Source organism: Pseudomonas sp. RV120224-01b, from assembly GCF_003208145.1.
Classification (GTDB): domain Bacteria; phylum Pseudomonadota; class Gammaproteobacteria; order Pseudomonadales; family Pseudomonadaceae; genus Aquipseudomonas; species Aquipseudomonas monteilii.
Genome location: NZ_QKMQ01000001.1, coordinates 46,905 through 68,840 on the forward strand (window position 1 = coordinate 46,905; position 21,936 = coordinate 68,840).

21 protein-coding genes and 3 tRNA genes are annotated in these 21,936 nt (G+C 61.8%); 15 read left to right on the forward strand and 9 right to left on the reverse strand.

Annotated elements, in window-relative coordinates; genetic code table 11:
- Positions 1–117: 117 nt before the first annotated feature.
- The 5 genes from N436_RS00225 to N436_RS00245 all read right to left on the reverse strand — a co-directional run bounded on the left by N436_RS00225 (position 118) and on the right by N436_RS00245 (position 4,809).
- Positions 118–1,410, reverse strand: a complete 1,293-nt coding sequence (locus N436_RS00225) for a virulence factor family protein (RefSeq protein ID WP_105945497.1) — start codon at positions 1,408–1,410, stop codon at positions 118–120.
- Positions 1,410–4,052, reverse strand: a complete 2,643-nt coding sequence (gene mprF, locus N436_RS00230; protein ID WP_110740170.1) for a bifunctional lysylphosphatidylglycerol flippase/synthetase MprF — start codon at positions 4,050–4,052, stop codon at positions 1,410–1,412. Before mprF ends, N436_RS00225 begins: the two co-directional genes overlap by 1 nt.
- A gap of 260 nt (positions 4,053–4,312) precedes the next feature.
- Positions 4,313–4,389 (reverse strand) — tRNA-Met (locus N436_RS00235).
- Positions 4,390–4,522: 133 nt separating this feature from the next.
- Positions 4,523–4,599: transfer RNA gene (locus N436_RS00240), tRNA-Met, on the reverse strand.
- 133 nt (positions 4,600–4,732) lie between these two features.
- Positions 4,733–4,809 (reverse strand) — tRNA-Met (locus tag N436_RS00245).
- Between the two features lie 220 nt (positions 4,810–5,029).
- Here N436_RS00245 and dinB point away from each other — a divergent pair.
- Entirely contained in the window at positions 5,030–6,088 is a 1,059-nt protein-coding gene (dinB, locus tag N436_RS00250) for a DNA polymerase IV (protein WP_164525228.1), read from the forward strand.
- A 27-nt stretch (positions 6,089–6,115) separates the two neighbouring features.
- Here the strand turns inward: dinB and N436_RS00255 are convergent, their stop codons facing one another.
- From N436_RS00255 to N436_RS00265, 3 genes are all read right to left on the reverse strand, one after another.
- The gene (locus N436_RS00255; protein WP_105945495.1) at positions 6,116–7,069 is read right to left on the reverse strand and encodes a hypothetical protein; all 954 of its coding nucleotides are present in this window, start codon (positions 7,067–7,069) and stop codon (positions 6,116–6,118) included.
- A gap of 20 nt (positions 7,070–7,089) precedes the next feature.
- On the reverse strand, positions 7,090–8,805 hold the full coding sequence (locus N436_RS00260; RefSeq protein ID WP_110740171.1) for a proline--tRNA ligase: 1,716 nt from the start codon (positions 8,803–8,805) through the stop codon (positions 7,090–7,092).
- A gap of 160 nt (positions 8,806–8,965) precedes the next feature.
- A complete protein-coding gene (locus N436_RS00265) occupies positions 8,966–10,246 on the reverse strand; it encodes an OprD family porin (protein WP_105945493.1) in 1,281 nt (426 codons plus the stop codon).
- A gap of 691 nt (positions 10,247–10,937) precedes the next feature.
- Between N436_RS00265 and N436_RS00270 the strand changes: the two genes are divergently transcribed.
- Positions 10,938–11,357, forward strand: a complete 420-nt coding sequence (locus N436_RS00270) for an HIT domain-containing protein (protein ID WP_105945492.1) — start codon at positions 10,938–10,940, stop codon at positions 11,355–11,357.
- Position 11,358: 1 nt separating this feature from the next.
- Positions 11,359–11,565 (forward strand): SlyX family protein, encoded by a 207-nt coding sequence (locus N436_RS00275; protein WP_016712002.1) that lies wholly within the window; start codon positions 11,359–11,361, stop codon positions 11,563–11,565.
- A 60-nt stretch (positions 11,566–11,625) separates the two neighbouring features.
- Here N436_RS00275 and N436_RS28840 read toward each other — a convergent pair whose 3' ends face one another.
- Complete coding sequence (locus tag N436_RS28840; RefSeq protein WP_019098462.1) at positions 11,626–12,219, reverse strand: cold-shock protein; 594 nt, start codon at positions 12,217–12,219, stop codon at positions 11,626–11,628.
- 281 nt (positions 12,220–12,500) lie between these two features.
- Here N436_RS28840 and N436_RS00285 point away from each other — a divergent pair, with 281 nt between their 5' ends.
- The 12 genes from N436_RS00285 to tolA all read left to right on the forward strand — a co-directional run bounded on the left by N436_RS00285 (position 12,501) and on the right by tolA (position 21,914).
- On the forward strand, positions 12,501–12,974 hold the full coding sequence (locus tag N436_RS00285; protein ID WP_003254783.1) for a Dps family protein: 474 nt from the start codon (positions 12,501–12,503) through the stop codon (positions 12,972–12,974).
- Between the two features lie 222 nt (positions 12,975–13,196).
- Positions 13,197–13,526 (forward strand): ribbon-helix-helix domain-containing protein, encoded by a 330-nt coding sequence (locus tag N436_RS00295; protein ID WP_105945491.1) that lies wholly within the window; start codon positions 13,197–13,199, stop codon positions 13,524–13,526.
- 92 nt (positions 13,527–13,618) lie between these two features.
- The gene (locus N436_RS00300; protein WP_003254776.1) at positions 13,619–13,840 is read left to right on the forward strand and encodes an FmdB family zinc ribbon protein; all 222 of its coding nucleotides are present in this window, start codon (positions 13,619–13,621) and stop codon (positions 13,838–13,840) included.
- A 93-nt stretch (positions 13,841–13,933) separates the two neighbouring features.
- Entirely contained in the window at positions 13,934–15,709 is a 1,776-nt protein-coding gene (aspS, locus tag N436_RS00305) for an aspartate--tRNA ligase (protein ID WP_105945490.1), read from the forward strand.
- A 113-nt stretch (positions 15,710–15,822) separates the two neighbouring features.
- On the forward strand, positions 15,823–16,569 hold the full coding sequence (locus tag N436_RS00310; protein ID WP_016711997.1) for a YebC/PmpR family DNA-binding transcriptional regulator: 747 nt from the start codon (positions 15,823–15,825) through the stop codon (positions 16,567–16,569).
- A gap of 189 nt (positions 16,570–16,758) precedes the next feature.
- On the forward strand, positions 16,759–17,283 hold the full coding sequence (gene ruvC / locus N436_RS00315) for a crossover junction endodeoxyribonuclease RuvC (protein WP_003254769.1): 525 nt from the start codon (positions 16,759–16,761) through the stop codon (positions 17,281–17,283).
- 109 nt (positions 17,284–17,392) lie between these two features.
- Positions 17,393–18,010, forward strand: a complete 618-nt coding sequence (gene ruvA / locus N436_RS00320) for a Holliday junction branch migration protein RuvA (RefSeq protein WP_016711996.1) — start codon at positions 17,393–17,395, stop codon at positions 18,008–18,010.
- Positions 18,007–19,053 (forward strand): Holliday junction branch migration DNA helicase RuvB, encoded by a 1,047-nt coding sequence (gene ruvB, locus N436_RS00325; RefSeq protein ID WP_019098466.1) that lies wholly within the window; start codon positions 18,007–18,009, stop codon positions 19,051–19,053. The genes ruvA and ruvB overlap by 4 nt, the downstream gene beginning before the upstream one ends.
- A gap of 125 nt (positions 19,054–19,178) precedes the next feature.
- Positions 19,179–19,631 (forward strand): tol-pal system-associated acyl-CoA thioesterase, encoded by a 453-nt coding sequence (gene ybgC, locus N436_RS00330; protein ID WP_016711994.1) that lies wholly within the window; start codon positions 19,179–19,181, stop codon positions 19,629–19,631.
- 2 nt (positions 19,632–19,633) lie between these two features.
- Positions 19,634–20,329, forward strand: a complete 696-nt coding sequence (tolQ, locus tag N436_RS00335) for a protein TolQ (protein ID WP_010952367.1) — start codon at positions 19,634–19,636, stop codon at positions 20,327–20,329.
- A 14-nt stretch (positions 20,330–20,343) separates the two neighbouring features.
- Positions 20,344–20,796: a protein TolR gene (gene tolR, locus N436_RS00340; protein WP_003254760.1), complete on the forward strand. Its 453-nt coding sequence runs from the start codon at positions 20,344–20,346 to the stop codon at positions 20,794–20,796.
- Positions 20,796–21,914, forward strand: a complete 1,119-nt coding sequence (gene tolA / locus N436_RS00345) for a cell envelope integrity protein TolA (protein WP_016711993.1) — start codon at positions 20,796–20,798, stop codon at positions 21,912–21,914. The genes tolR and tolA overlap by 1 nt, the downstream gene beginning before the upstream one ends.
- The last annotated feature ends 22 nt before the right edge of the window (positions 21,915–21,936 follow it).

Below are 21,936 nucleotides of genomic sequence, written 5' to 3' on the forward strand. Positions count from 1 at the left end.
GCAGCCCATCGCCGGCAAGCCAGGCTCCCACAGGGACCGCGCAATGCTGAAGGTCTGCGCAGTACTTGTGGGAGCCTGGCTTGCCAGCGATGGGCCGCAGAGCGGCCCCAGTCATTGTCAGTTCTGTTCGGCGACGCTCGATTTACCTTGGCGGGTCTCGATCTCACCAATCAAGCGCTTGGCCAGCGCCGGGTAGTTCTCGTCGAAATGGTGCCCGCCAGGCAGCTTCAGGCGCTCACCCACCGCCGTCTTTTCCGTGCAACCGCTTTCATCGGTCTCTTCAACGCCATACACACACACCACCTTGGACGCCGGCAGCCTGGCCATCTCTGGCCCGGTAGGCGCTTCCTGGCCTTCTTTGCCCAACCAGCCCTCGACCTCGATCTCGAAGCTGCCACTGCGGGCAAACGCCAGCAGCATCACGGCATCGATACGCTGTTGGTCCTCTGCCGGCAGGCGGTTATAGATGGCTGGCAGCACATCGGCGCCGAACGAATAACCTGTCAGCACGAAGCGCTTGGTGCCCCACTTCTGCCGGTAATGTTGCATTAGCTCGGACAGATCAGCGGCGCTTTGCTCCGGGGTCTTGTGCTGCCAGTAGTAGCGCAGCGTGTCGATGCCTACCACCGGGTAGCCCAGCTTGGCCATTTCCCCGGCCACATCACGGTCCAGGTCGCGCCAGCCACCATCACCGGAGAGGAACAGGGTGACCGTGTCGGTGGTCTGCCCGGCCGGTACCTCGACCACTGGAATAGCCAAGGCGTTGCCGTCACGGCCAACCAGGGCCTGGGTCAGCTGGGCCTTGAGCACTTGTGGCAAGTGGATGTCGTAGTCGCTGATACTGGTTTCGGCGTTGGCCTGGTCACGTACGAAAGCGGCGCTGGCGTCATCCGGGTTGTCGTTCCAGGCGACGTTCCAGTGGCCATGAGGTGCCGCCTTGGGCAGCGGGGCCTGACAGCCGGGTTGCTCCAGGCTGAAGTCCACTGAAATGGCCCGCGCCTTGTCATCGCTCTGACTGGCCAGCCAACGCCAGGCCTGGGCGGCGCCAGGGCCTATGCCGGCGACCAGCGTCGGCTTTTCCGACAGCTCTGCCAGGGCCTGGTCCATGGCCTGCTGCTGTTTGCTACAGTCGTTCGGCGGCAGCACCACCTGCACCAGCTGGGCTTCGCCGGCTTGGCTCAGGTCCAGCAGTTGCTTGTCGGTCAATGCCTGGTCCTGCGGTACGCCAATGGCCACCCGGGCCTTGGGGTGCACGCCAGGGGTCACCCGGGTGATGTGGGTGTCATTGATGCTCAGTTGCTCCAGGCGCGCCTCGGGGGCCGGGCGCGTCCACAGCCAGAACGCCAGCGCGCCACCCAGGGCAGCCAGCAGCAGGGGAACCAGCAGGTACAGCCAATAGCGTCGGGTCATCAACGTTTCACCAATCCAGTCAGGCCGCCTGCAATCAGGGCGGCGGTGTCGGCCAGTGCTACCAGCGGGTCGAGCCCGGCCGGCACGGCCATGTAGCGGGGTTCCCAGTCCGGTTGGAATTTGTCCTTGAAGCGGCGAAGCCCCTGGAAGTTGTACAACTGCTCGCCCCGGCGGAACACCATCGAACCCAGGCGCTGGGTCAAGGGCGCACCTCGCCGCGGTTGCAGGCCGGAAAGCGGCACCATGCCAAGGCTGAAGCGGGCGTAGTCATGGCTTTTGTAGTGCAGGATCAAGCCGATCATCATGAACTCCATGGTCAGCTTGGGGGCCTCGGGGTGCGCACGCATCAGGTCGAGGCTTGCCAGTTCGTTGCCATGGGTTTCCAGCAGGTTGGCGAAGGCTACCGGGCGGCCCTGGAAGCGAATCAGCGCGATGCGGAAGTGTTGCAGGTAGTCCGGGCTGAAGCGCCCCAACGAAAAGCCTTTCTCACGCACGTTCTTGCCGCCGAGCCAGGCATCGGAAATTTCCTTCAGCTCTGCCAGCGGGGCGTGGCCGGGTTCATGGATTTCCAGGCTCAGGCCGTCGCGACCACCGCGATTCCAGGTGTAGCGCAGGTCTTTCATCTCCTTGCCCTTGGCTTCCAGATCGAAGCGGCGCAGGTCGACACGGGCTTCTTCACCCAGCTTCAGCGCTGTCAGGCCAATATCCATGTAGAACGGCAGGTTCTCGGCACGTACCTGGTAGAACACCGGGCGAGCGTGGTGCAGGTCGCACAGGTCGCGGAACTGCCAGATCATCTCGGCGCGCTCCTGGGCCGGGCCGATGGGGTCGTACAGGGCCACCAGGCTGCGGCCACGCCGCGCGTACATGAGGAAGGCATTGTCACGCGGGTGGAACAGCAACGCTTTGTCGCCCGTCAGGGCCAGGCCGCCGTCGGGCTGGTCGGAAGCCAGCAAGATACGGTTGGCGCGCTGCAGTTCCGCTTCGTCGGGCAGGTGGATCACAGGAGGGGCGGTGCGCAGCAGCCAGGTCAGCGCCACCGCGGCCAGCAGCAAGGCGCTGCCCATGGCGGCACGCAGGCCGCGTGGGGCATCGGCATCGAGGGTGAACTGCCACCACAGCTGATGGCTGTAGGGCACATCCTGGTAGGCGAACAGCAGCAGCCACACCGAAGCGCCGACTGCGCAGGCACTGGCCACCAGGAACACCGGCGAGAAGGGCAACTCCAGCAGGCGGCTGGGGCGGTAGAACGAGCGACGGAACAGGGCAAGCAGGGTAGCGGTGAAGGTCAGCAGGCACGCTTCTTCCCAGTCAAACCCCTTGAGCAGCGACAGCAGGGCGCCCACCAACAACAGCACGGTAGTCAGCAACCAGGCGGCGGACAGGCGCCGACGCAGGCCCTGGGCCAGCAGCAGGCACAGCACGCCGATCAGGCTGGCGCCGAAGTGCGAGGCATCGATAAGCCGGTGCGGCACCAGGAAGCCCATGTGTTCCAGACGCGTGTCGATTTCGGGTGTGGCGCCCGAGAACAGCAGCACCACACCGGACAGGAATACCAGAATCGACAGGATCGGTGCGGCCAGCCCGGAAGCTGCCTTGATGGCCTGCTGGGCGAACAGCAGGCGCCGGGCTTCGTTGGCCAGCAACAGTACGCAGGCCAGCAGCAATGGCAGTACCACGTAGATCAGCCGGTACAGCAGCAGGGCGGCCGCCAGCGGTGCAGCACCGAGCTGGTCGGCAAAGGCTGCCAGCAGGATCGCTTCGAACACCCCGACGCCGCCCGGCACATGGCTGAGTACGCCAGCGGCCAACGCCAGCAGGTACACCAGCACGAATGCCCCGAAAGGTGGTGCTTCGGGCAGCAGCAGATACAGGACAGTGGCGGCTGCTGCCACATCCAGCGCGGTGATCAGCAGTTGCAGGGCCGCCAGCCGTGTGCCTGGCAGGCGTAGCGTGCGGCGGCCCACCTGTACCAGCAGGTTGTTCGCCAGCGGTTGCTCGGCCAGGCGCCGGCGGTACAAGCCGAACAGCAGCAGGGCAGAGGCCACCAGCACGGCGGTGGCGATGCCTGCCAGCAGGCCCGGCGCCAACCCCAGTGCAGCCGACGCTGCCGGCAGGTCGCTCAAGGTCGCCAAGGCTGCCAGGGGAGGCAGCGCGCAGCCCAGCGACAGGCTGGCAAACACCGTCATGCGAGCGACTTCGCCAGCCCCCAGCCCTTGGCGTGCATAGAGCCGGTAGCGCACCGATCCGCCTGACAGCATCGACAGCCCGATGGCATTGCCGATGGCAAAGGCGCTGAAGCCGCCCAGCACCAGGCTGTGCACTGGCAACTTCACCCCGGCATAGCGGCTGGCCGACCACTCGTAACCCAGCAGGATCACGAAGCCCACCACCGTCGCCACAAAGGCGCCCAGCAACGACTGGGTCGGCACACTGAGCATGGCGTCGTGCAAGGCATAGATATCCAGCTCGCTCAGCAGGTGGCGGCAGGCAATCAAAGCCATGGTGAACAGCACCAAGGTCACTGCCAGGCCGATGGGCTGGCGGTAGCGGCTCAGGCGTTCGAGCAAGGGCAGGCGTTGCACGGCACCGGGCAGTGCCGAGGCGAGCGGCACCGGAGGTTCGGGGTTATGGGAAGTCATGAGTTGCCCCGGGCATGCTGCGCGAGGTAGAGGGAAGGTGCGGCCAAGTGAAAGTCCCTTAGGAAAACGTATCCAATATTACTCCGGCCTTTGGCGCTTTCAGCGGCCTGGCAGGGTTAAAGATAGTTCATCCGGGGGACGATGCCTCAAGCCTGCGGGATGGCTGGAGGGGCGGGGAAAATGAAGCGATGAAATGCAGGGGCGTAGAAACAACAAACCCCGCGCTGCTGTTAAACAGGCGGGGTTTGTTCTGACGAATATGGTTGCGGGAGCCGGATTTGAACCGACGACCTTCGGGTTATGAGCCCGACGAGCTACCAGGCTGCTCCATCCCGCGTCAGAGGGGCGCATTCTACAGTCTGCCAATTGAATGTCAAGCATTCGGCTTCGGTTTGAGCGTTTTTATTCGCTGTGCTTTTTAGCGAGCAAAGAAAAAGGCCACTGTGTTAACAGTGGCCTTTTCTTGAATCTGGTTGCGGGAGCCGGATTTGAACCGACGACCTTCGGGTTATGAGCCCGACGAGCTACCAGGCTGCTCCATCCCGCGTCAGAGGGGCGCATTCTACAGTCTGCCAATTGAATGTCAAGCATTCGGCTTCGGTTTGAGCGTTTTTATTCGCTGTGCTTTTTAGCGAGCAAAGAAAAAGGCCACTGTGTTAACAGTGGCCTTTTCTTGAATCTGGTTGCGGGAGCCGGATTTGAACCGACGACCTTCGGGTTATGAGCCCGACGAGCTACCAGGCTGCTCCATCCCGCGCCTGTGAGATCGAATTCTACGGATTTACTTCCTGCTGTCAAGCAAATATTCAGGAAAAACCTTTTTTGTTCAAACCCTTAGCACTCGTCGGCAAGATGCAGCTCAGGCGCGGCGCGGCTTTCAGGCCAATTGTCGAATGCTGGCGCGGGTAGCTGTTTCAGGGCAGGGCGCATGCGATACTATCTGTATGAATTTACAGTGCTGACGGTCATCCATGTCCTTGCGCAAGATCATCCACGTCGACTGCGATTGCTTCTACGCTGCAATCGAGATGCGTGACGACCCGCGCCTGGCCGGTCGGCCTATGGCAGTGGGGGGCTCGCCCGACCACCGTGGGGTGATCGCCACCTGTAACTATGAGGCGCGTGCCTATGGTGTGCGCTCGGCCATGTCGTCGCGCCATGCACTTAAACTGTGCCCCGACTTGCTGATCGTCAAGCCGCGCTTCGAGGCTTACCGGGAGGCCTCGCGCGAAATCCATAGCATTTTCCGCGACTACACCGAGTTGATCGAGCCGTTGTCGCTGGACGAAGCCTATCTGGACGTGAGCGATAGCCAGTGGTACTCGGGCAGCGCCACGCGTATTGCCGAGGATATTCGCCGGCGGGTCGCCCGTACCTTGCATATCACCGTATCGGCGGGGGTGGCGCCGAACAAGTTCCTGGCCAAGATTGCCAGCGACTGGCGCAAGCCCAATGGCCTGTTCGTGATTACCCCGGGTGAAGTGGAGGCGTTCGTGGCAGCCTTGCCGGTGGCCAGGCTGCACGGGGTGGGCAAGGTAACGGCAGACAAACTGGCACGGCTGGGTATCGAAACCTGTCTGGAACTGCGCGAATGGTCGCGCCTGGCGCTGGTGCGCGAGTTTGGCAGTTTTGGCGAGCGCTTGTGGGGGCTTGCGCGGGGGATCGACGAGCGTGCGGTGCACAACGACAGCCGTCGACAGTCGGTGAGTGTGGAAAACACCTACGACACCGACCTTCCAGACCTGGCCAGCTGCCTGGCGCGGCTGCCCGAGCTGCTGGAAAGCCTGAATGAGCGCATCGCCCGCATGGACAGCAGTTACCGGCCGGACAAACCCTTCGTCAAGGTCAAGTTCCACGACTTCAGCCAGACAACCATGGAGCAGGCCGGGGCGGGCAGAGACCTGGAAAGCTATCGACAGTTGCTGGGGCAGGCCTTCGCCCGTGGAGGCAAGCCGGTACGCTTGCTGGGGGTGGGGGTGAGGTTGCGCGATTTGCGCGGGGCGCATGAGCAGTTGGAACTGTTCCCGCCCAAATGAAAGGGGCCGCGACGCGGCCCCAGTGTGTTATTGCGCGCCCGGATCAGCCACCAAACGGCCAGTGGCCTTGGTCAGCGACTGCAGAAACTCCTGCTGCAGCTCCGGATCGTTGCGGGTCAGCTCGATCAGGCTTTGTTCCATTTCACTGGCTTCTTCTTCAAGGCCCAGCTCGGACAGGCGCTTGACCCGGTGGACCCATTGGCCGACATCGTCATCTTCGAGGTCATCGAAGATCAGCTCATGGGCTTCGAGCAGCTTGTTGCGCAGGGTGGCGCTGACCAGCAGGCTGGCATCGCCACGCACCGCGTTGTCCTCGTCGAGTACCTGCAGGTGCAGGGTGCCGATGTGGTTGAGGTTCTGCTCCGAGAACGGGCTGTCGAGCAGGTTCAGGCGCAGCACGCCGTTCCTGTCGGTAGTCAGTTCGTGGGTCATCTTGCCAGCCTTGACCTCGACCAGGCGTTCGCTCCAGGGCACGCTGGTCGATTCTTCGCGTTTGCCTTTCTGCACCTCGCTGATCCCGGCCAGGTTCTGCTGGGCGCGGCCGTTGGACGGCACGTTCATGAACGGGTTGAGCCCGTCCACGCCGTAGCTGAGCCAGTCGTGAGTGATGCTTTCCGGCAGGTTGCCCAAGGCGAAGACGTTGACCACGTTGGCCCCGACGCCCGCCACCACGGCCACTGCACCCAGCGGGATCTCGTAGATCTCCCGCCAGGGCTGGTACGGCGTGTAGCGGTCGTAACGACGGGTAACTTCGAACTCGGTGACTTCGAAGCGCTTCTGCTCATGCACACGCACACGTCGTTGCGGAAGCTCCATCACCTTCGGCTCGCCGACATCGATCTGCAGGGTGTGCTCGAGCAATTTGCGCTCGACGCGCTCCTCATGGTCGCTGCGCTGGGACATCTGGTTGGCGCAGCCGCTGACGAGCAGGGCACCGCACAGTGCGGCGCCCCCCAGGGTAAAGGTACTTCGCTTGAACATGATCACTCGTGCATTGGTTATCAGCGGCGAACGCGGGCCTGCAGGAAGCTCAGCACTTCATTGAGCGGCAACGCCTGGGCGTCCTGCTCGGTGCGGTGCTTGTACTCAAGGTTGCCTTCGGCCAGGCCGCGATCGCTGACGACGATGCGGTGCGGGATGCCGATCAGCTCCATGTCGGCAAACTTGATGCCTGGGCTGGTTTTCTTGTCGCGGTCGTCCAGCAGCACTTCAAAGCCGGCGGCGGTCAGTTCGGTATACAGCTTGTCGGTTGCCTCGCGGACCACGTCGGTTTCGTAGCGCAGCGGTACCAGGGCGATCTGGAACGGAGCCAGGGCGTCGTTCCAGATGATGCCTTTGTCGTCATAGCTCTGCTCGATGGCAGCGGCGACCACGCGGGACACGCCGATGCCGTAGCAGCCCATGGACAGGGTTACCGGCTTGCCGTTCTCGCCCAGTACCTGGCACTTCAGCGCTTCGCTGTACTTGGTGCCCAGCTGGAAGATGTGGCCCACTTCGATGCCGCGCTTGATCACCAGGGTACCCTGGCCGTCCGGGCTTGGGTCGCCTTCGACCACGTTGCGCAGGTCGGCAACTTGTGGAACTGGCAGGTCGCGCTCCCAGTTGACGCCGAAGTAGTGCTTGTCGTCGATGTTGGCGCCGATGCCGAAGTCGCTCATCAGGGCAACCGAACGGTCGATGATGCATTCCAGCGGCAGGTTCAGCGGGCCGAGCGAGCCGGCACCGGCGCCAATGGCGTCGCGCAGTTCGGCTTCGGTGGCCATGACCAGCGGGTCGGCAACCTGTTCCAGCTTGGTGGCCTTGATTTCGTTCAGCTCGTGGTCACCACGAACGACCAGGGCAATCAGCTTGCCTTCTTCGGCGCCGCGCACGATCAGGGTCTTGACGGTTTTTTCGATGGCCAGGCCGAAGTTTTCCACCAGCTGGGCGATGGTTTTGGCGTTTGGCGTGTCGACCAGGCGCAGCTCCTCGGTAGGGGCAGGGCGCACGGTTTCACGCGGGATGGCCTCGGCCTTCTCGATGTTGGCGGCGTAGTCGGAGCTGTCGCTGAAGATCACGTCGTCTTCGCCGGACTCGGCCAGTACGTGGAATTCGTGCGAATAGCTGCCACCGATCGAGCCGGTGTCGGCCTGCACTGGGCGGAAGTCCAGGCCCAGGCGGGTGAACACGTTGCTGTACGCCTGGTGCATGCGGTCGTAGGTTTCCTGCAGGGAAGCCTGGTCGGCATGGAACGAGTAGGCGTCCTTCATGATGAACTCGCGGCCACGCATCAGGCCGAAGCGCGGGCGGATCTCGTCACGGAATTTGGTCTGGATCTGGTACATGTTGAGCGGCAGCTGTTTATAGCTGGACAGCTCGTTACGGGCCAGGTCGGTGATGACTTCTTCGTGGGTCGGGCCAACGCAGAAATCACGCTGGTGGCGGTCCTTCAGGCGCAGCAGCTCAGGGCCGTACTGTTCCCAGCGGCCGGACTCCTGCCACAACTCGGCGGGCTGAATGCTTGGCATCAGCACTTCCAGGGCGCCGGCGGCGTTCATTTCCTCGCGTACCACGGCCTCGACCTTGCGCATTACCCGCAGGCCCATCGGCAGCCAGGTGTACAGGCCGGAGGCCAGTTTGCGGATCATGCCGGCGCGCAGCATGAGCTGATGGCTGATGACCACTGCGTCGGCAGGGGTTTCTTTCTGGGTGGCGAGCAAATATTGACTGGTGCGCATGGTTAGCCGTGTCGATTGCCTAAGACGTTGAAATAGCCCCGCATTGTACGGGGGTGAAACGAAGGCGTACAGGATGCCCCAGGGCGTGACGCTTGTCAGCCAAGAAAAAGCCCGGCGTGATCGCCGGGCTTTTTCAGGTGCGGGGCACTGCAAGCCAGGCTTACAGGATGCTCAGCGGGTACTCCACGATCAGGCGCAGTTCGTCGATCGAGCTCGAACCGTAGTAAACGCCGTCTGCGGAACGGTAGGTGGCCTGACGTACGCGGAAGCTCAGGTCTTTGGCCGGGCCGCTTTGCAGCACGTACTTGACGTCTACGTCGCGTTCCCATTCCTTGCCGTTGTTAGTGCTTTCGGTAGTGGCACCGGAACCGCGCACATAGCGGGTCATGAAGGTCAGGCCAGGTACGCCGTATTCGGCGAAGTTCAGGTCGTAGCGAGCCTGCCAGGACTTCTCGTCTTCGGCGTTGAAGTCGGAGCGGGCAACGGAGTTGGCCAGGAAGATGGTGCCGCCACCGTCGACGCCGTAGGCGTAGTCGCCGTCGCCGCTGACTTTCTGGTAAGCCAGGGTGAAGGTGTGGGCGCCAATGTTGTAGGCGGCCGAGAGGCTGGCTGCGATGTTGTCCAGTTCGTTGCTGCCGTCAGCCTTGCTGACGAAGGCGCCGGTCAGGTTGTCGCCGATGGACTTGGTGTCATAGATGTTGAAGTCGAACACCAGGCCTTGCTTGTCGCTGATCGGCAGCGCCCAGTTGATGTTGCCGTACCACTTGCGGAAGTGATCTTCGACGCGCGAGTAGTAGACGCTGGTGCTGAGGTTTTCGTTGATGGCATAGGTGCCACCGAAAACGTTGGCCTCGGTCAGGCGCAGGCTGTCGTGGTAAGTCTGGGCCTGCGCGTTCAGGGCAGTGAAGTGACCGGCGTGCAGGGTCAGGCCATCGATTTCGTTGCTGGTGATCAGGCCACCTTCAGCAACTTCAGGCAGCAGTCGGCTGTCGTCGGTGGCGAATACCGGCAGGGCGGTGAATTGGTCACCGAACTTCAGCACGGTGTTGGAGACGCGCAGTTTTACCGCACCGCCGCCTTCGGAGTAATCATCTTGCGAACGGCCGTCGGAACCGGTCGGGAACAGGCCGGTGCCGGCGCGGCCTTTGCCGCTGTCCAGTTTCAGGCCCAGCATGCCGATGGCGTCAACGCCGAAGCCCACGGTGCCTTGGGTGAAGCCCGACTCGAAGGTACCCAGGAAGCCCAGGCCGGTTTCTTCGACGCGGCTCTTGCCGCTGTCGTTGTTACGGAAGTCACGGCTGAAGTACAGCATGCGGGTTTTTACGTTCAGCTTGCTGTCTTCGAGGAAACCTTTGGACTCGTCTTGTGCCGAGGCCATTGCCAACTGCGAGGTCCCTGCCGCAACGGCCAGGGCGATCATGCTCCACTTCATCACGCGCATCGTGATTTGCTCCTTTGGTTTTTAGGAAGAGTACCGCTGCATCCATGTGTTTTAGTTATATGGAGCAGCTCTTTCTTGTTATGTCGGCGAAAATGTATAGCACGCTGACTGTTGTTGGCGATATGGCTATAAGCACTCTTTTCGGAACTTTTTCACCCTGTCGCTTTTAGGTATTTCCATGTCGCAAATCACGCCCCGGTTTAAGGGCCGTACAACGCCAGCGCTGTTCCTGTCACCGTAACAAACCTGTAACTACCGGTTCCGGTTAGGGGAACTCCCTGGTAACCAATGCCGCTGTTGTTATTTGTCGCGTTCACCTGCCATTGCAGATGTCGTGCCGACTTGGCGTGAAGGGAATGCAACAAGCATGCTCAAAATTCGCAACACTTCATGAAATTTTCACAAAACCTGCTACCGAGGGTCGGAAAGTCCCGTAAACACGGGGTGAGGCCGGCTCGCGCACAGGTTGGAGTCGAGAATCATTAAAATTTAAAAAGCTGCCATTAAAGTCAATGTGTTACCGCAACTTGTTCATCCAGAGTCATTTGTGGGGTGACAGGTGTGGAGAGCGTGGACAGAAGGCCTCATTTTGGTGCGAAAAGTAGCGCTGTGTTACCGGGAGTGTGCAAGGTATCCTTGCAGGCCTGATTTCCGCTTGAAGCGGGTTGGTTTTGCCTGAAGGAGATATGCCGTGTTCGTCCTCGATTCGCGTTTGCAGCAGGATTCCCTGGTGCTGGGGGAGTTTGCACTGTGCCAGTTGCTGCTGAGCAAGGATGCCAACTACCCATGGTTTATCCTGGTGCCCAAGCGCGCCGGCATCAGCGAACTGTTCGAGCTGGAAGCGGCGGAGCAGCAGCAGTTGTGGCAGGAAACAACCCTGTTGGCTGAGGCGCTGAAAGCCAGCTACAGCGCCGACAAGATGAACGTGGCCACCTTGGGTAACGTGGTCAGCCAGTTGCATATGCACGTGATTGTGCGCCAGCGTGACGACGCTGCCTGGCCGGCACCGGTGTGGGGCAAGTGCCCGGCGGTGGCCTACAGCGACGATCAGTTGAATGCCATTCGCCAACGCCTGCGTGGGCTGCAACTTGCTGGTTATCAGGAGGCCTGAGATGTCGCTGGAGTTACGTATTGTCGAACTGGAAACCCGCCAGGCGTTCCAGGATGACACTATCCAGGCGTTGAATGACGTGGTGGTCGAGCAGGCGCGGGTGATCGAGCGGCTGCAGTCGCAGATGGCCGAGCTGATCAAGCGTTATGAAGAGATGGTCGGCCAGTACGGCAGCGAAGGGGAGGAGGCGCCACCGCCTCATTATTGATGCGTCGCAGAGGCATATTCACCGGCATGCCGGTAAATATGCCTCTGGATGAAGCGGCAATCAGCGGCGGGTGACCGCAACCACATCTTCGGCCTGCAGGCCTTTGTCGCGGTGCATTACCGAAAACTCAACGCGCTGGCCTTCGACCAGAATGCGATGGCCTTCGCCGCGAATGGCGCGAAAGTGCACGAAGATGTCATCACCCGAATCGCGGGAAATGAAGCCAAAGCCTTTCGACGTGTTGAACCACTTGACGGTGCCGGTATCGCGGTTGCCGGCATCCTGAGCGGCATGCTGGCTGTTGCGTGCCCTGCGCGGGCTGCGGGCAAAACCCACGGCCAGGTGCAGCGCCACTGCCAGTGCCGCGCAGACCAGTGCCGCGAGGTTGCCCATTTCCGGGCGGGCCAGCAATGTCAGGGTTTGCAGCACCACCGCCACCACCAGCAGGGCGCAGGCAAGGTGCTGCAACTGCTGCCGCGCGCCGCGGTAGTACAGGGGCACGACCGGGGCCAGGACCAGATTGAGCAGGCCGAGGAGTGTCAGGTAGACCGCGTCAGGTTGTTGCAGGAAGGGTGTCGCGTCGGTTTTCAGGCTGGGTATGAGCGATAGCAGCAAGGCTGCCACGCCCGTCACCAGATGGACGATCTTGAACATGGGGTTGGCTCACAGTTGATAAGGCCGATCACAGGAAGAGCGGGCAGCACGGTGCGCATGAGGTGTAGAGCGCGAACACGTGGCAGGCCAGCCTATGCACCCGGCAATGACAGTCCGCACGGGTGGCACGGTGCCTATTTAACAGTAAAGCCGCAGGCTACTCAAACCGCAGGCCGCCCGGCGGGCAATGTGTTGCGCCATGTCACATGCGGCAGGGGGGAAGTGTTGCTACAGTGGTCCACGTCCGCTTGAGTCTCAAGCCTTATGGAAAGGGGAGCTTCATGGCAATCGATATCGGTATCAGCGAAGAAGATCGCAAGTCCATCGTCGATGGGCTGTCCCGCCTGTTGTCGGATACTTACGTGTTGTATCTGAAAACCCATAACTTTCACTGGAACGTCACCGGCCCGTCGTTCCGCACCCTGCACCTGATGTTCGAAGAGCAGTACAACGAGCTGGCGCTGGCGGTCGACTCCATCGCCGAGCGTATCCGGGCCTTGGGCTTCCCGGCGCCGGGGTCGTATGCATTCTATGCGCGGCACTCGTCTATCAAGGAGGAGGAAGGTGTACCCCCGGCGGACGAGATGATCCGCCAGCTGGTGCAGGGGCAGGAGGCCGTGGTGCGCACGGCGCGCAGCATTTTCCCCGTGGTGGACAAGGTCAGTGACGAGCCGACCGCCGACTTGCTGACCCAGCGCATGCAGGTGCACGAAAAAACGGCCTGGATGCTGCGGGTGCTGCTCGACGGCAAATAAAAGTTGCCCAAGACTCACGCATGACCCTGTAGGAGCGGCTTTAGCCGCGAAGCAGGCACCGCGGTGCATGGCACCGGCCTTGCCGGTGTTCGCGGCTAAAGCCGCTCCTACAGTGATCGCGTCAGCTTTCAGATTTTGTGCAGGAAGATTTTGCCGCTGCTCTAAACCCGCCTATCAGCGCTTCATACGTCACCTGGTACCTGTGACGAGGAAGTGTGGCGCATGATGCAAGCGAACAAGCGTATGGCGGGGCAGGGGAGCTGGCCGGCAAAGCAGTGCATGGATCCGTTCAAGGCTGATTTCGACATGTTGCAGATCCAGCCGGTGTCGCGCTCGGTGCGGTTGAACGGGTTTTCCACCTGCTTGCGCCTGGAGGCCGTCTACTGGGGCATCCTGGAGCGTATCGCCGCTGCTAACCGCTGTTCGGTCAGTGCGGTGTTGTCCTACGTAGACCGCGAAGTGCACTTGCGCCAGGGTGGGGTGCGTAACTTCAGTGGGCTGATCCGGGTCATCTGCGTCGCCTGGCTGCAAAACCCGCCAAGTGTGCGCTGATCGCCGGGCGGGCTGCGCAGTGCCTGTTAACCATATATAATCCCGCTTTTTGCTGCCCCGGCAGCCAGCGTTGTGGTTGACGAGAGACACCCATGCCCCTTTATGACTATCAATGTGCATCCTGCGAGCACCGCATGGAAGTGCTGCAGAAGATCAGCGCCGCGCCGCTGACCGATTGCCCGGCCTGTCAGGCCCCAGCGCTGAAAAAGCTGCTGTCGGTGCCAGGCTTCCGCCTGAGCGGTAATGGTTGGTACGAAACCGACTTCAAGACCGGGGCAAAAAAGAATCTGGCAGGCGGCGACAAGGCCGACTGAGTTGAATGCTGTGACCGGGTCTTGCAGTATTAGCCCTCCGGGCGGCCAAGGCCTCCACCGAATACACGAATCACGAGAAGCGAAACCACCATCATGATGCGCAGCCATTATTGCGGCCAACTGAACGAGAGCCTGGACGGCCAGGAAGTCACCCTTTGCGGCTGGGTCCATCGTCGCCGCGACCACGGCGGGGTGATCTTCCTCGACATCCGTGACCGCGAAGGCATGGCCCAGGTCGTGTTCGACCCTGATCGCGCCGAAACCTTCGCCGCCGCCGACCGCGTGCGCAGCGAATACGTCGTGCAGATCACCGGCAAAGTGCGCAAGCGCCCAGACGGTGCGGTGAACGCCAACATGGCCTCCGGCGCCATCGAGATCCTCGGCTACCAGCTGAACGTGCTCAACGAAGCGGAAACCCCGCCGTTCCCGCTGAACGAGTACTCCGACGTTGGCGAGGAAACCCGCCTGCGCTACCGCTTCATCGACCTGCGTCGCCCGGAAATGGCCGACAAGCTGCGCCTGCGTTCGCGCATCACCAGCAGCATCCGCCGCTTCCTCGACGAAAACGGCTTCCTCGACGTCGAAACCCCGATCCTCACCCGTGCCACGCCGGAAGGTGCGCGTGACTACCTGGTGCCAAGCCGTACCCACGCCGGTAGCTTCTTCGCCCTGCCGCAGTCGCCCCAGCTGTTCAAGCAGCTGCTGATGGTGGCCGGCTTCGACCGCTACTACCAGATCGCCAAGTGCTTCCGTGACGAAGACCTGCGTGCCGACCGTCAGCCGGAGTTCACCCAGATCGACATCGAGACCAGCTTCCTCGATGAAAGCGAGATCATGGGCCTGACCGAAAGCATGATCCGCAAGTTGTTCAAGGAAGTGCTGGACCTGGAATTCGGCGAATTCCCGCACATGACCTTCGAAGAAGCCATGCGCCGCTACGGTTCCGACAAGCCGGACCTGCGTAACCCGCTGGAACTGGTTGACGTTGCCGACCAGCTGAAAGACGTCGACTTCAAGGTCTTCGCCGGCCCGGCCAACGATCCGAAGTGCCGTGTGACCGCCTTGCGCCTGCCTGGCGGTGCCAGCATGCCGCGCAGCAAGATCGACGAGTACACCAAGTTCGTTGGCATCTACGGTGCCAAGGGCCTGGCCTACATCAAGGTCAACGAGCGCGCCAAGGGCGTCGAAGGCCTGCAGTCGCCGATCGTCAAGAACATCCCTGAGGCCAACCTCAACACCATCCTCGACCGCGTCGGCGCCGTAGACGGCGACATCGTGTTCTTCGGTGCCGACAAGTTCAAGGTGGTCAGCGAAGCCTTGGGCGCGCTGCGTATCCGCCTGGGTCACGACTTCGAGCTGCTGACCTGCGAGTGGGCGCCGATGTGGGTCGTCGACTTCCCGATGTTCGAAGAAAACGAAGACGGCAGCTTCACCGCGCTGCACCACCCGTTCACCGCGCCGAAGTGCACCCCGGAAGAGCTCGAGGCCAACCCGGCCAAAGCCCTGTCGCGTGCCTACGATATGGTTCTGAACGGTACCGAGCTGGGTGGCGGTTCGATCCGTATTCACCGCAAAGAGATGCAACAGGCGGTATTCCGCCTGCTGGGTATCGAGGCAGAAGAACAGGAAGAGAAGTTCGGCTTCCTGCTCGACGCCCTGAAGTTCGGTGCACCGCCTCACGGTGGTCTGGCCTTCGGCCTGGACCGCTTGGTCATGCTGATGACCGGCGCCCAGTCGATCCGTGAAGTGATCGCCTTCCCGAAAACCCAGAGCGCTGCATGCGTCATGACCCAGGCCCCTGGCATGGTCGACGCCAAGGCCCTGCGCGAGCTGCACATCCGACTGCGCGAACAGACCAAGGTCGAGTAAGCAGTCCCGGGCGCATCCACATGGATGCGCCTTTGCGTTTCGGCGCAGGTATTTTTCCGTCCCGCCCCGTACAGGGGCGGGGCTGTTTGTGAAACAAAGGATTCGGAGTCGTTATGGCTGGTCATTCCAAGTGGGCGAACATCAAGCACCGCAAAGAGCGCCAGGATGCCAAGAGAGGCAAGATCTTCACCAAGTGGATCCGCGAGCTGACCGTTGCGGCCAAGCAAGGCGGTGCTGACCCGGCATCCAACCCGCGCCTGCGCCTGGCGCTGGACAAGGCCTTGGGCGCCAACATGAGCCGCGACATCATCGATCGCGCCGTGGCCCGTGGTGCCGGCACCAACGAAAGCGACAACGTCGAAGAGCTCAGCTATGAAGGTTACGGCCCGGGCGGCGTGGCGATCATGGTCGAAGCCATGACCGACAACCGCAACCGTACTGCCGCCGCCGTGCGTCATGCCTTCACCAAGTGTGGTGGCAACCTGGGTACCGACGGTTCGGTGGCCTACCTGTTCGAGCGCAAAGGCCAGATCAGCTTTGCGCCGGGCGTGGACGAAGACGCGTTGATGGAAGCGGCGATGGAGGCTGATGCCGACGACGTTGTGGCCAATGACGACGGCTCGTTCGACGTGTTCACTTCGTTCAACAGCTTCTATGCCGTGCGCAACGCCCTGGAAGAGGCGGGTTTCAAGGCCGCTGACGCCGAAATCGTCATGCAGCCGACCACCAGCGCCGAGCTTGACCAGGAGGGTGCCGAAAAGGTGCTCAAGCTGATCGACATGCTCGAAGACCTGGATGACGTGCAGAACGTCTACTCCAATGCCCAGATTTCCGATGAGATCATGGAAAACCTCGGCTAAGGATTTTCTGAACCTTCGAGTCAGGGCTGCAATTGGGGCTGCTGCGCAGCCCATCGCCGGCAAGCCAGCTCCCACAGGTACAGCGCATTTCTATAGGCTTGTGCTGTATCTGTGGGAGCTGGCTTGCCGGCGATGGGTCGCGCAGCGGCCCCAATGGTCTTGAAACGTTAGTATTTTTCGACAGGCACTATGACTCTGATTCTTGGTATCGACCCCGGCTCGCGCATCACTGGCTATGGCGTGGTACGCCAGACCGCCCGTGGGTGCGAGTACGTGGCGTCGGGCTGTATCCGCACCGGCAGCGGCGAGCTGCACGAGCGGCTGCAGATTGTTTTTCGTGGTGTCAGTGAAATCATCGCCCAGCACGGCCCGGTGACCATGGGCATCGAGCGGGTGTTCATGGCCCGTAACGCCGACTCGGCGCTCAAGCTCGGCCAGGCCCGCGGTGCGGCCATCGTCGCGGCCGCCGAAGCCGGCCTGGAAATCGCCGAATACAGCGCCACCCAGGTCAAGCAGGCAGTAGCCGGCACGGGCGGGGCCAACAAGGAGCAGGTGATGATGATGGTCATGCACCTGCTGAAATTGACGCAGAAGCCGCAGATCGACGCCTCCGACGCGCTGGCCATCGCCTTGTGCCATGCCCATACCCGTTCAAGCCTGGTGCCGCACGGCCTGAGCACGGCACGGCGACGCGGCGGGCGCTTGCGTCTGTAGGCGCTTCATGCGCTGATACACATTTTGTTCGGGTGATGCGTTCACCCGCTGCATTTGCTGATAGGGTTGAGCGGTCTTTGACCGGCTCCCCGAGAGGAAGGATCGGAACGTGATTGGACGTTTGCGCGGCACCTTGGCGGAAAAACAGCCGCCGCACCTGATTATCGACGTCAACGGCGTGGGGTACGAACTGGAAGTTCCCATGACCACGCTGTACCGTCTGCCCAAGGTGGGCGAAAGCGTTACCGTGCACACTCATCTGGTGGTGCGCGAAGATGCGCACTTGCTATACGGCTTTGCCGAAAAACGCGAACGCGAGCTGTTCCGGGAGCTTATCCGCCTCAACGGCGTGGGCCCGAAGCTGGCGTTGGCGCTGATGTCCGGCCTGGAGGTCGACGAACTGGTGCGTTGCGTGCAAGCCCAGGATACTTCGGCGTTGGTGCGCGTGCCTGGTGTCGGCAAAAAAACCGCCGAACGCTTGCTGGTCGAGCTAAAAGACCGCTTCAAGGCCTGGGAAACCTCGCCCGCCATGTTTACCCTGGTGTCCGATGGGCCGTTGCCGGTCGCCAGCGAGTCCACTGCCGAGGCCGATGCGGTCAGCGCACTGGTCTCGCTGGGCTACAAGCCGCAGGAAGCCAGCAAGGCAATCGCCGCGATCAAGGACAAGGCCGGCCTGAGCAGTGAAGAGCTGATCCGCCGCAGCCTGAAAGGGATGATTACCAAGTGATCGAAGCCGACCGCCTGATCGCCGCCAGTGGCCGCGACCGTGAAGAAGTCCAGGACCGGGCGATTCGTCCGCTGCGCCTTGACGAGTACATCGGCCAGCCGGTCGTGCGCGAGCAGATGGCCCTGTTCATCCAGGCCGCCCGTGGGCGCAACGAGTCGCTCGACCACACGCTGATCTTCGGGCCGCCCGGGTTGGGCAAGACCACGTTGGCCAACATCATCGCCCAGGAAATGGGCGTTTCGGTCAAAAGCACCTCGGGCCCGATCCTTGAGCGTCCAGGTGACCTGGCGGCCATGCTGACCAACCTCGAACCGCACGACGTCCTGTTCATCGACGAGATCCACCGGTTGTCACCGGTTGTCGAGGAGGTGCTGTACCCGGCCATGGAGGACTTCCAGCTCGACATCATGATCGGCGAAGGCCCGGCCGCCCGTTCGATCAAGCTCGACCTGCCACCGTTCACCCTGGTGGGTGCCACCACCCGTGCCGGCATGCTCACCAACCCGTTGCGGGACCGCTTCGGTATCGTCCAGCGCCTGGAGTTCTACAGCGACAAGGACCTGGCCACCATCGTCAGCCGTTCGGCCAACATCCTTGGCCTGGTCATCGAAGATCAGGGCGCCTACGAAATTGCCCGCCGTGCCCGTGGCACGCCGCGTATCGCCAACCGCCTGCTGCGCCGCGTGCGCGACTACGCCGAGGTGCGCGGCAAGGGCCAGATCACCAAGGCCGTGGCCGACATGGCGCTGAACCTGCTGGACGTCGACGAGCGCGGTTTCGACCATTCCGACCGCCGTCTGCTGTTGACCATGATCGAGAAGTTCGATGGTGGCCCGGTAGGCGTGGACAACCTGGCGGCGGCGATCAGCGAAGAGCGCCACACCATCGAGGATGTGCTTGAGCCGTACCTGATCCAGCAAGGCTATATCATGCGCACGCCACGCGGCCGCGTGGTTACCCGGCATGCCTACCTGCACTTTGGCCTGAATATTCCCGGGCGCCTGGGGGAGGGCGGTGATTTTTCAGAACCAGGCGATGAATGACAGATCGAATGCGACTTTTCGTGGTCCTACCGCTGGCATGCCCAGGGTGCGCTGGCAATAAGACATTAATGAAGAAAAAACAGTTGCCACAGCGGATTGGCAAGCTGAGGAGTAAGCACTAGAGTATGCGCGCGCAAAATCAGCTCGAACCGTTCGCACACCGTTGTCGCGTCTATTACGAAGACACCGATGCGGGCGGCGTGGTGTATTACGTCAACTACCTGAAATTCATGGAGCGCGCGCGCACCGAACGCCTGCGGCACCTGGGCTTTTCCCAGTCGCAACTGGCCGAAGACAACCTGCTGTTCGTGGTCCATTCCAGCGAAGCGCGCTATCACGCGCCGGCGCGGCTGGATGACGAATTGCGGGTAACCGCGCAAGTACTTGAACTCAATCGTGCCAGCCTGCGTTTCGTGCAGCAGGTCTGGCGGGAAAAGGATGAAACGCTGCTTTGCGAAGGGCAGTTCCTGGTGGCCGCCGTGCGCGCCGACACTTTCAAACCCCGAGCCATACCCCCCCAGCTGCGCGACGCCTTTGCGGCGGACGGCTCGGGTAATCAATCGAATGCAGGAGAATAAGCGTGGAAGCTAACGTCGTCGACCATACCTCCATGTGGAGTCTGGTCAGCAATGCCAGCGTGGTGGTACAGCTGGTAATGCTGACCCTGGTGGCCGCCTCGGTCACTTCATGGATCATGATCTTCCAGCGCAGCACCATGCTGCGCGCCGGTCGTCGTGCGCTGGATGCCTTCGAGGAGCGCTTCTGGTCGGGCATCGATCTGTCCAAGCTGTACCGCCAGGCAGGCAGCAACCCAGACCCGGACTCCGGTGTAGAGCAGGTATTCCGTGCCGGCTTCAAGGAGTTCTCGCGCCTGCGCCAGCAGCCGGGCGTTGACCCGGATGCGGTCATGGAAGGCGTTGGCCGTGCCATGCGCGTGGCCATTTCGCGCGAGGAAGAAAAACTCGAACAGAGCCTGCCATTCCTGGCCACGGTTGGTTCGACCAGCCCGTACATCGGCCTGTTCGGTACCGTATGGGGCATCATGAACTCCTTCCGTGGACTGGCCAGCGCCCAGCAGGCCACCCTGGCCACCGTTGCCCCGGGTATCGCCGAAGCGCTGATCGCCACCGCCATCGGCCTGTTTGCGGCAATCCCGGCGGTCATCGCCTACAACCGTTTCGCCGCGCGCAGTGAAGTGCTGATCGGTCGTTACTACACCTTCGCCGACGAGTTCCAGGCGATCCTGCACCGCAAAGTGCACACCAGCGAAGAGTAATCAGGTAGAAGCCCATGGCCCGAGTTCGCCACAAACGCAAGCCCGTCGCCGAGATGAACGTGGTGCCCTACATCGACGTGATGCTGGTGCTGCTGGTCATCTTCATGGTGACGGCGCCCATGCTCAACCAGGGCGTGAAGGTCGACCTGCCCAAGGTTTCCAGCGAAGCCTTGCCGCAGGACAACAACGTCCAGATCCTCACCATCTCCATCAAGGCCGATAAAACCTATTACTGGAACCTCGGCAGCGAAGTCGATACCGACAAGCAGATGGACAAGGCCATGACCTTGCCCGCCATGACCGACGCCGTGACCAAGATCATTGCTGCCGGCCGTGACCAGGGCAAGCAGACCCAGGTGTTCATTCGTGGCGACAAGGCTGTCGACTATGGCGCGGTCATGGGTGCCATGGGCGGGTTGCAGAAGGCCGGTGTCGGTAACGTTGGCCTGATTACCGAGGCGCCCTGATGCAACAGCGAGAGCCATCCGCCTCGGAAAGCTACTTCTGGCCCAGTGTCTGGGCCATCGGCCTGCATGTGTTGGTGTTCGCCCTGCTGTTCGTCAGTTTTGCCATGACGCCTGAGCTGCCGCCATCCAAGCCGATTGTTCAGGCTACCCTGTACCAGCTCAAGTCCAAGAGCCAGGCGACTACCCAGACCAATCAGAAGATTGCCGGGGAAGCGAAGAAAACGGCTTCGCGCCAGACCGAGGTCGAGCAGCTGGAGCAGAAGAAGGTCGAGCAGGAAGCCGTGAAGGCCGCGGAACAAAAGAAAGCCGACGCTGCTCAAAAGGCCGAAGAGGCCCGCGAAGCCGCCGAGGCGAAAAAAGCCGAGGACGCTGCCAAGGCCGCCGAAGCCGCCAAGGCTGCCGAGGCCAAGAAAGCCGCCGAAGCCAAGAAGGCCGACGAGGCGAAGAAGGCCGCCGAGAAGCAGCAAGCCGACATCGCCAAGAAGAAGGCCGAGGAAGAAGCCAAGAAAAAAGCCGAAGAAGAGGCCAAGAAAGAGGCCGCTGAAGAGGCGAAGAAACAAGCCGCCGAGGACGCCAAGAAAAAGGCAGCCGAGGAGGCCAAGAAGAAAGCAGCCGAGGACGCCAAGAAGAAAGCGGCGGCCGAGGACGCGAAGAAGAAGGCAGCTGAAGAGGCCAAGAAAAAGGCCGCTGCAGACGCCCAGAAGAAAAAGGCACAGGAAGCGGCCCGCAAGGCGGCAGAAGACAAGAAAGCCCAGGCCCTGGCCGAGCTGTTGTCCGACACCACCGAGCGGCAGCAGGCGCTGGCCGACGAGCAGGGTGACCAGGTGGCCGGCGACTTCGACGACCTGATCCGCATGCGCGCGGCCGAAGGCTGGGCGCGTCCGCCTTCCGCGCGCAAGGGCATGACGGTGGTCCTGCAGATCAACATGTTGCCGGACGGTACCATCACCAGTGTCAGCGTGGCCCGTTCCAGTGGTGACGGCCCGTACGACAGTTCGGCGGTGGCTGCGGTGAAGAACATTGGTCGTTTGACCGAGATGCAGGGTATGAAGCCGAGCGATTTCAACCAATATCGTTCGTTCAAGATGACATTTACACCTGAGGATCTAGCGTTGTGATTAAACGTCTTAGAGGGCTGCT

Excerpts from the sequence above, each read along its gene's own strand:
- mprF (WP_110740170.1), bottom strand. The coding sequence starts at position 4,052 with ATGACTTCCCATAACCCCGAACCTCCGGTGCCGCTCGCCTCGGCACTG.
- N436_RS00265 (WP_105945493.1), bottom strand. The coding sequence starts at position 10,246 with ATGCGCGTGATGAAGTGGAGCATGATCGCCCTGGCCGTTGCGGCAGGG.
- N436_RS00300 (WP_003254776.1), top strand. The coding sequence starts at position 13,619 with ATGCCCCTTTATGACTATCAATGTGCATCCTGCGAGCACCGCATGGAA.
- ruvC (WP_003254769.1), top strand. The coding sequence starts at position 16,759 with ATGACTCTGATTCTTGGTATCGACCCCGGCTCGCGCATCACTGGCTAT.
- N436_RS00225 (WP_105945497.1), bottom strand. The coding sequence starts at position 1,410 with ATGACCCGACGCTATTGGCTGTACCTGCTGGTTCCCCTGCTGCTGGCT.
- tolR (WP_003254760.1), top strand. The coding sequence starts at position 20,344 with ATGGCCCGAGTTCGCCACAAACGCAAGCCCGTCGCCGAGATGAACGTG.
- N436_RS00285 (WP_003254783.1), top strand. The coding sequence starts at position 12,501 with ATGGCAATCGATATCGGTATCAGCGAAGAAGATCGCAAGTCCATCGTC.
- N436_RS00275 (WP_016712002.1), top strand. The coding sequence starts at position 11,359 with ATGTCGCTGGAGTTACGTATTGTCGAACTGGAAACCCGCCAGGCGTTC.
- N436_RS00295 (WP_105945491.1), top strand. The coding sequence starts at position 13,197 with ATGATGCAAGCGAACAAGCGTATGGCGGGGCAGGGGAGCTGGCCGGCA.
- aspS (WP_105945490.1), top strand. The coding sequence starts at position 13,934 with ATGATGCGCAGCCATTATTGCGGCCAACTGAACGAGAGCCTGGACGGC.
- N436_RS00260 (WP_110740171.1), bottom strand. The coding sequence starts at position 8,805 with ATGCGCACCAGTCAATATTTGCTCGCCACCCAGAAAGAAACCCCTGCC.
- N436_RS28840 (WP_019098462.1), bottom strand. The coding sequence starts at position 12,219 with ATGTTCAAGATCGTCCATCTGGTGACGGGCGTGGCAGCCTTGCTGCTA.
- N436_RS00310 (WP_016711997.1), top strand. The coding sequence starts at position 15,823 with ATGGCTGGTCATTCCAAGTGGGCGAACATCAAGCACCGCAAAGAGCGC.
- N436_RS00255 (WP_105945495.1), bottom strand. The coding sequence starts at position 7,069 with ATGTTCAAGCGAAGTACCTTTACCCTGGGGGGCGCCGCACTGTGCGGT.
- ybgC (WP_016711994.1), top strand. The coding sequence starts at position 19,179 with ATGCGCGCGCAAAATCAGCTCGAACCGTTCGCACACCGTTGTCGCGTC.
- tolA (WP_016711993.1), top strand. The coding sequence starts at position 20,796 with ATGCAACAGCGAGAGCCATCCGCCTCGGAAAGCTACTTCTGGCCCAGT.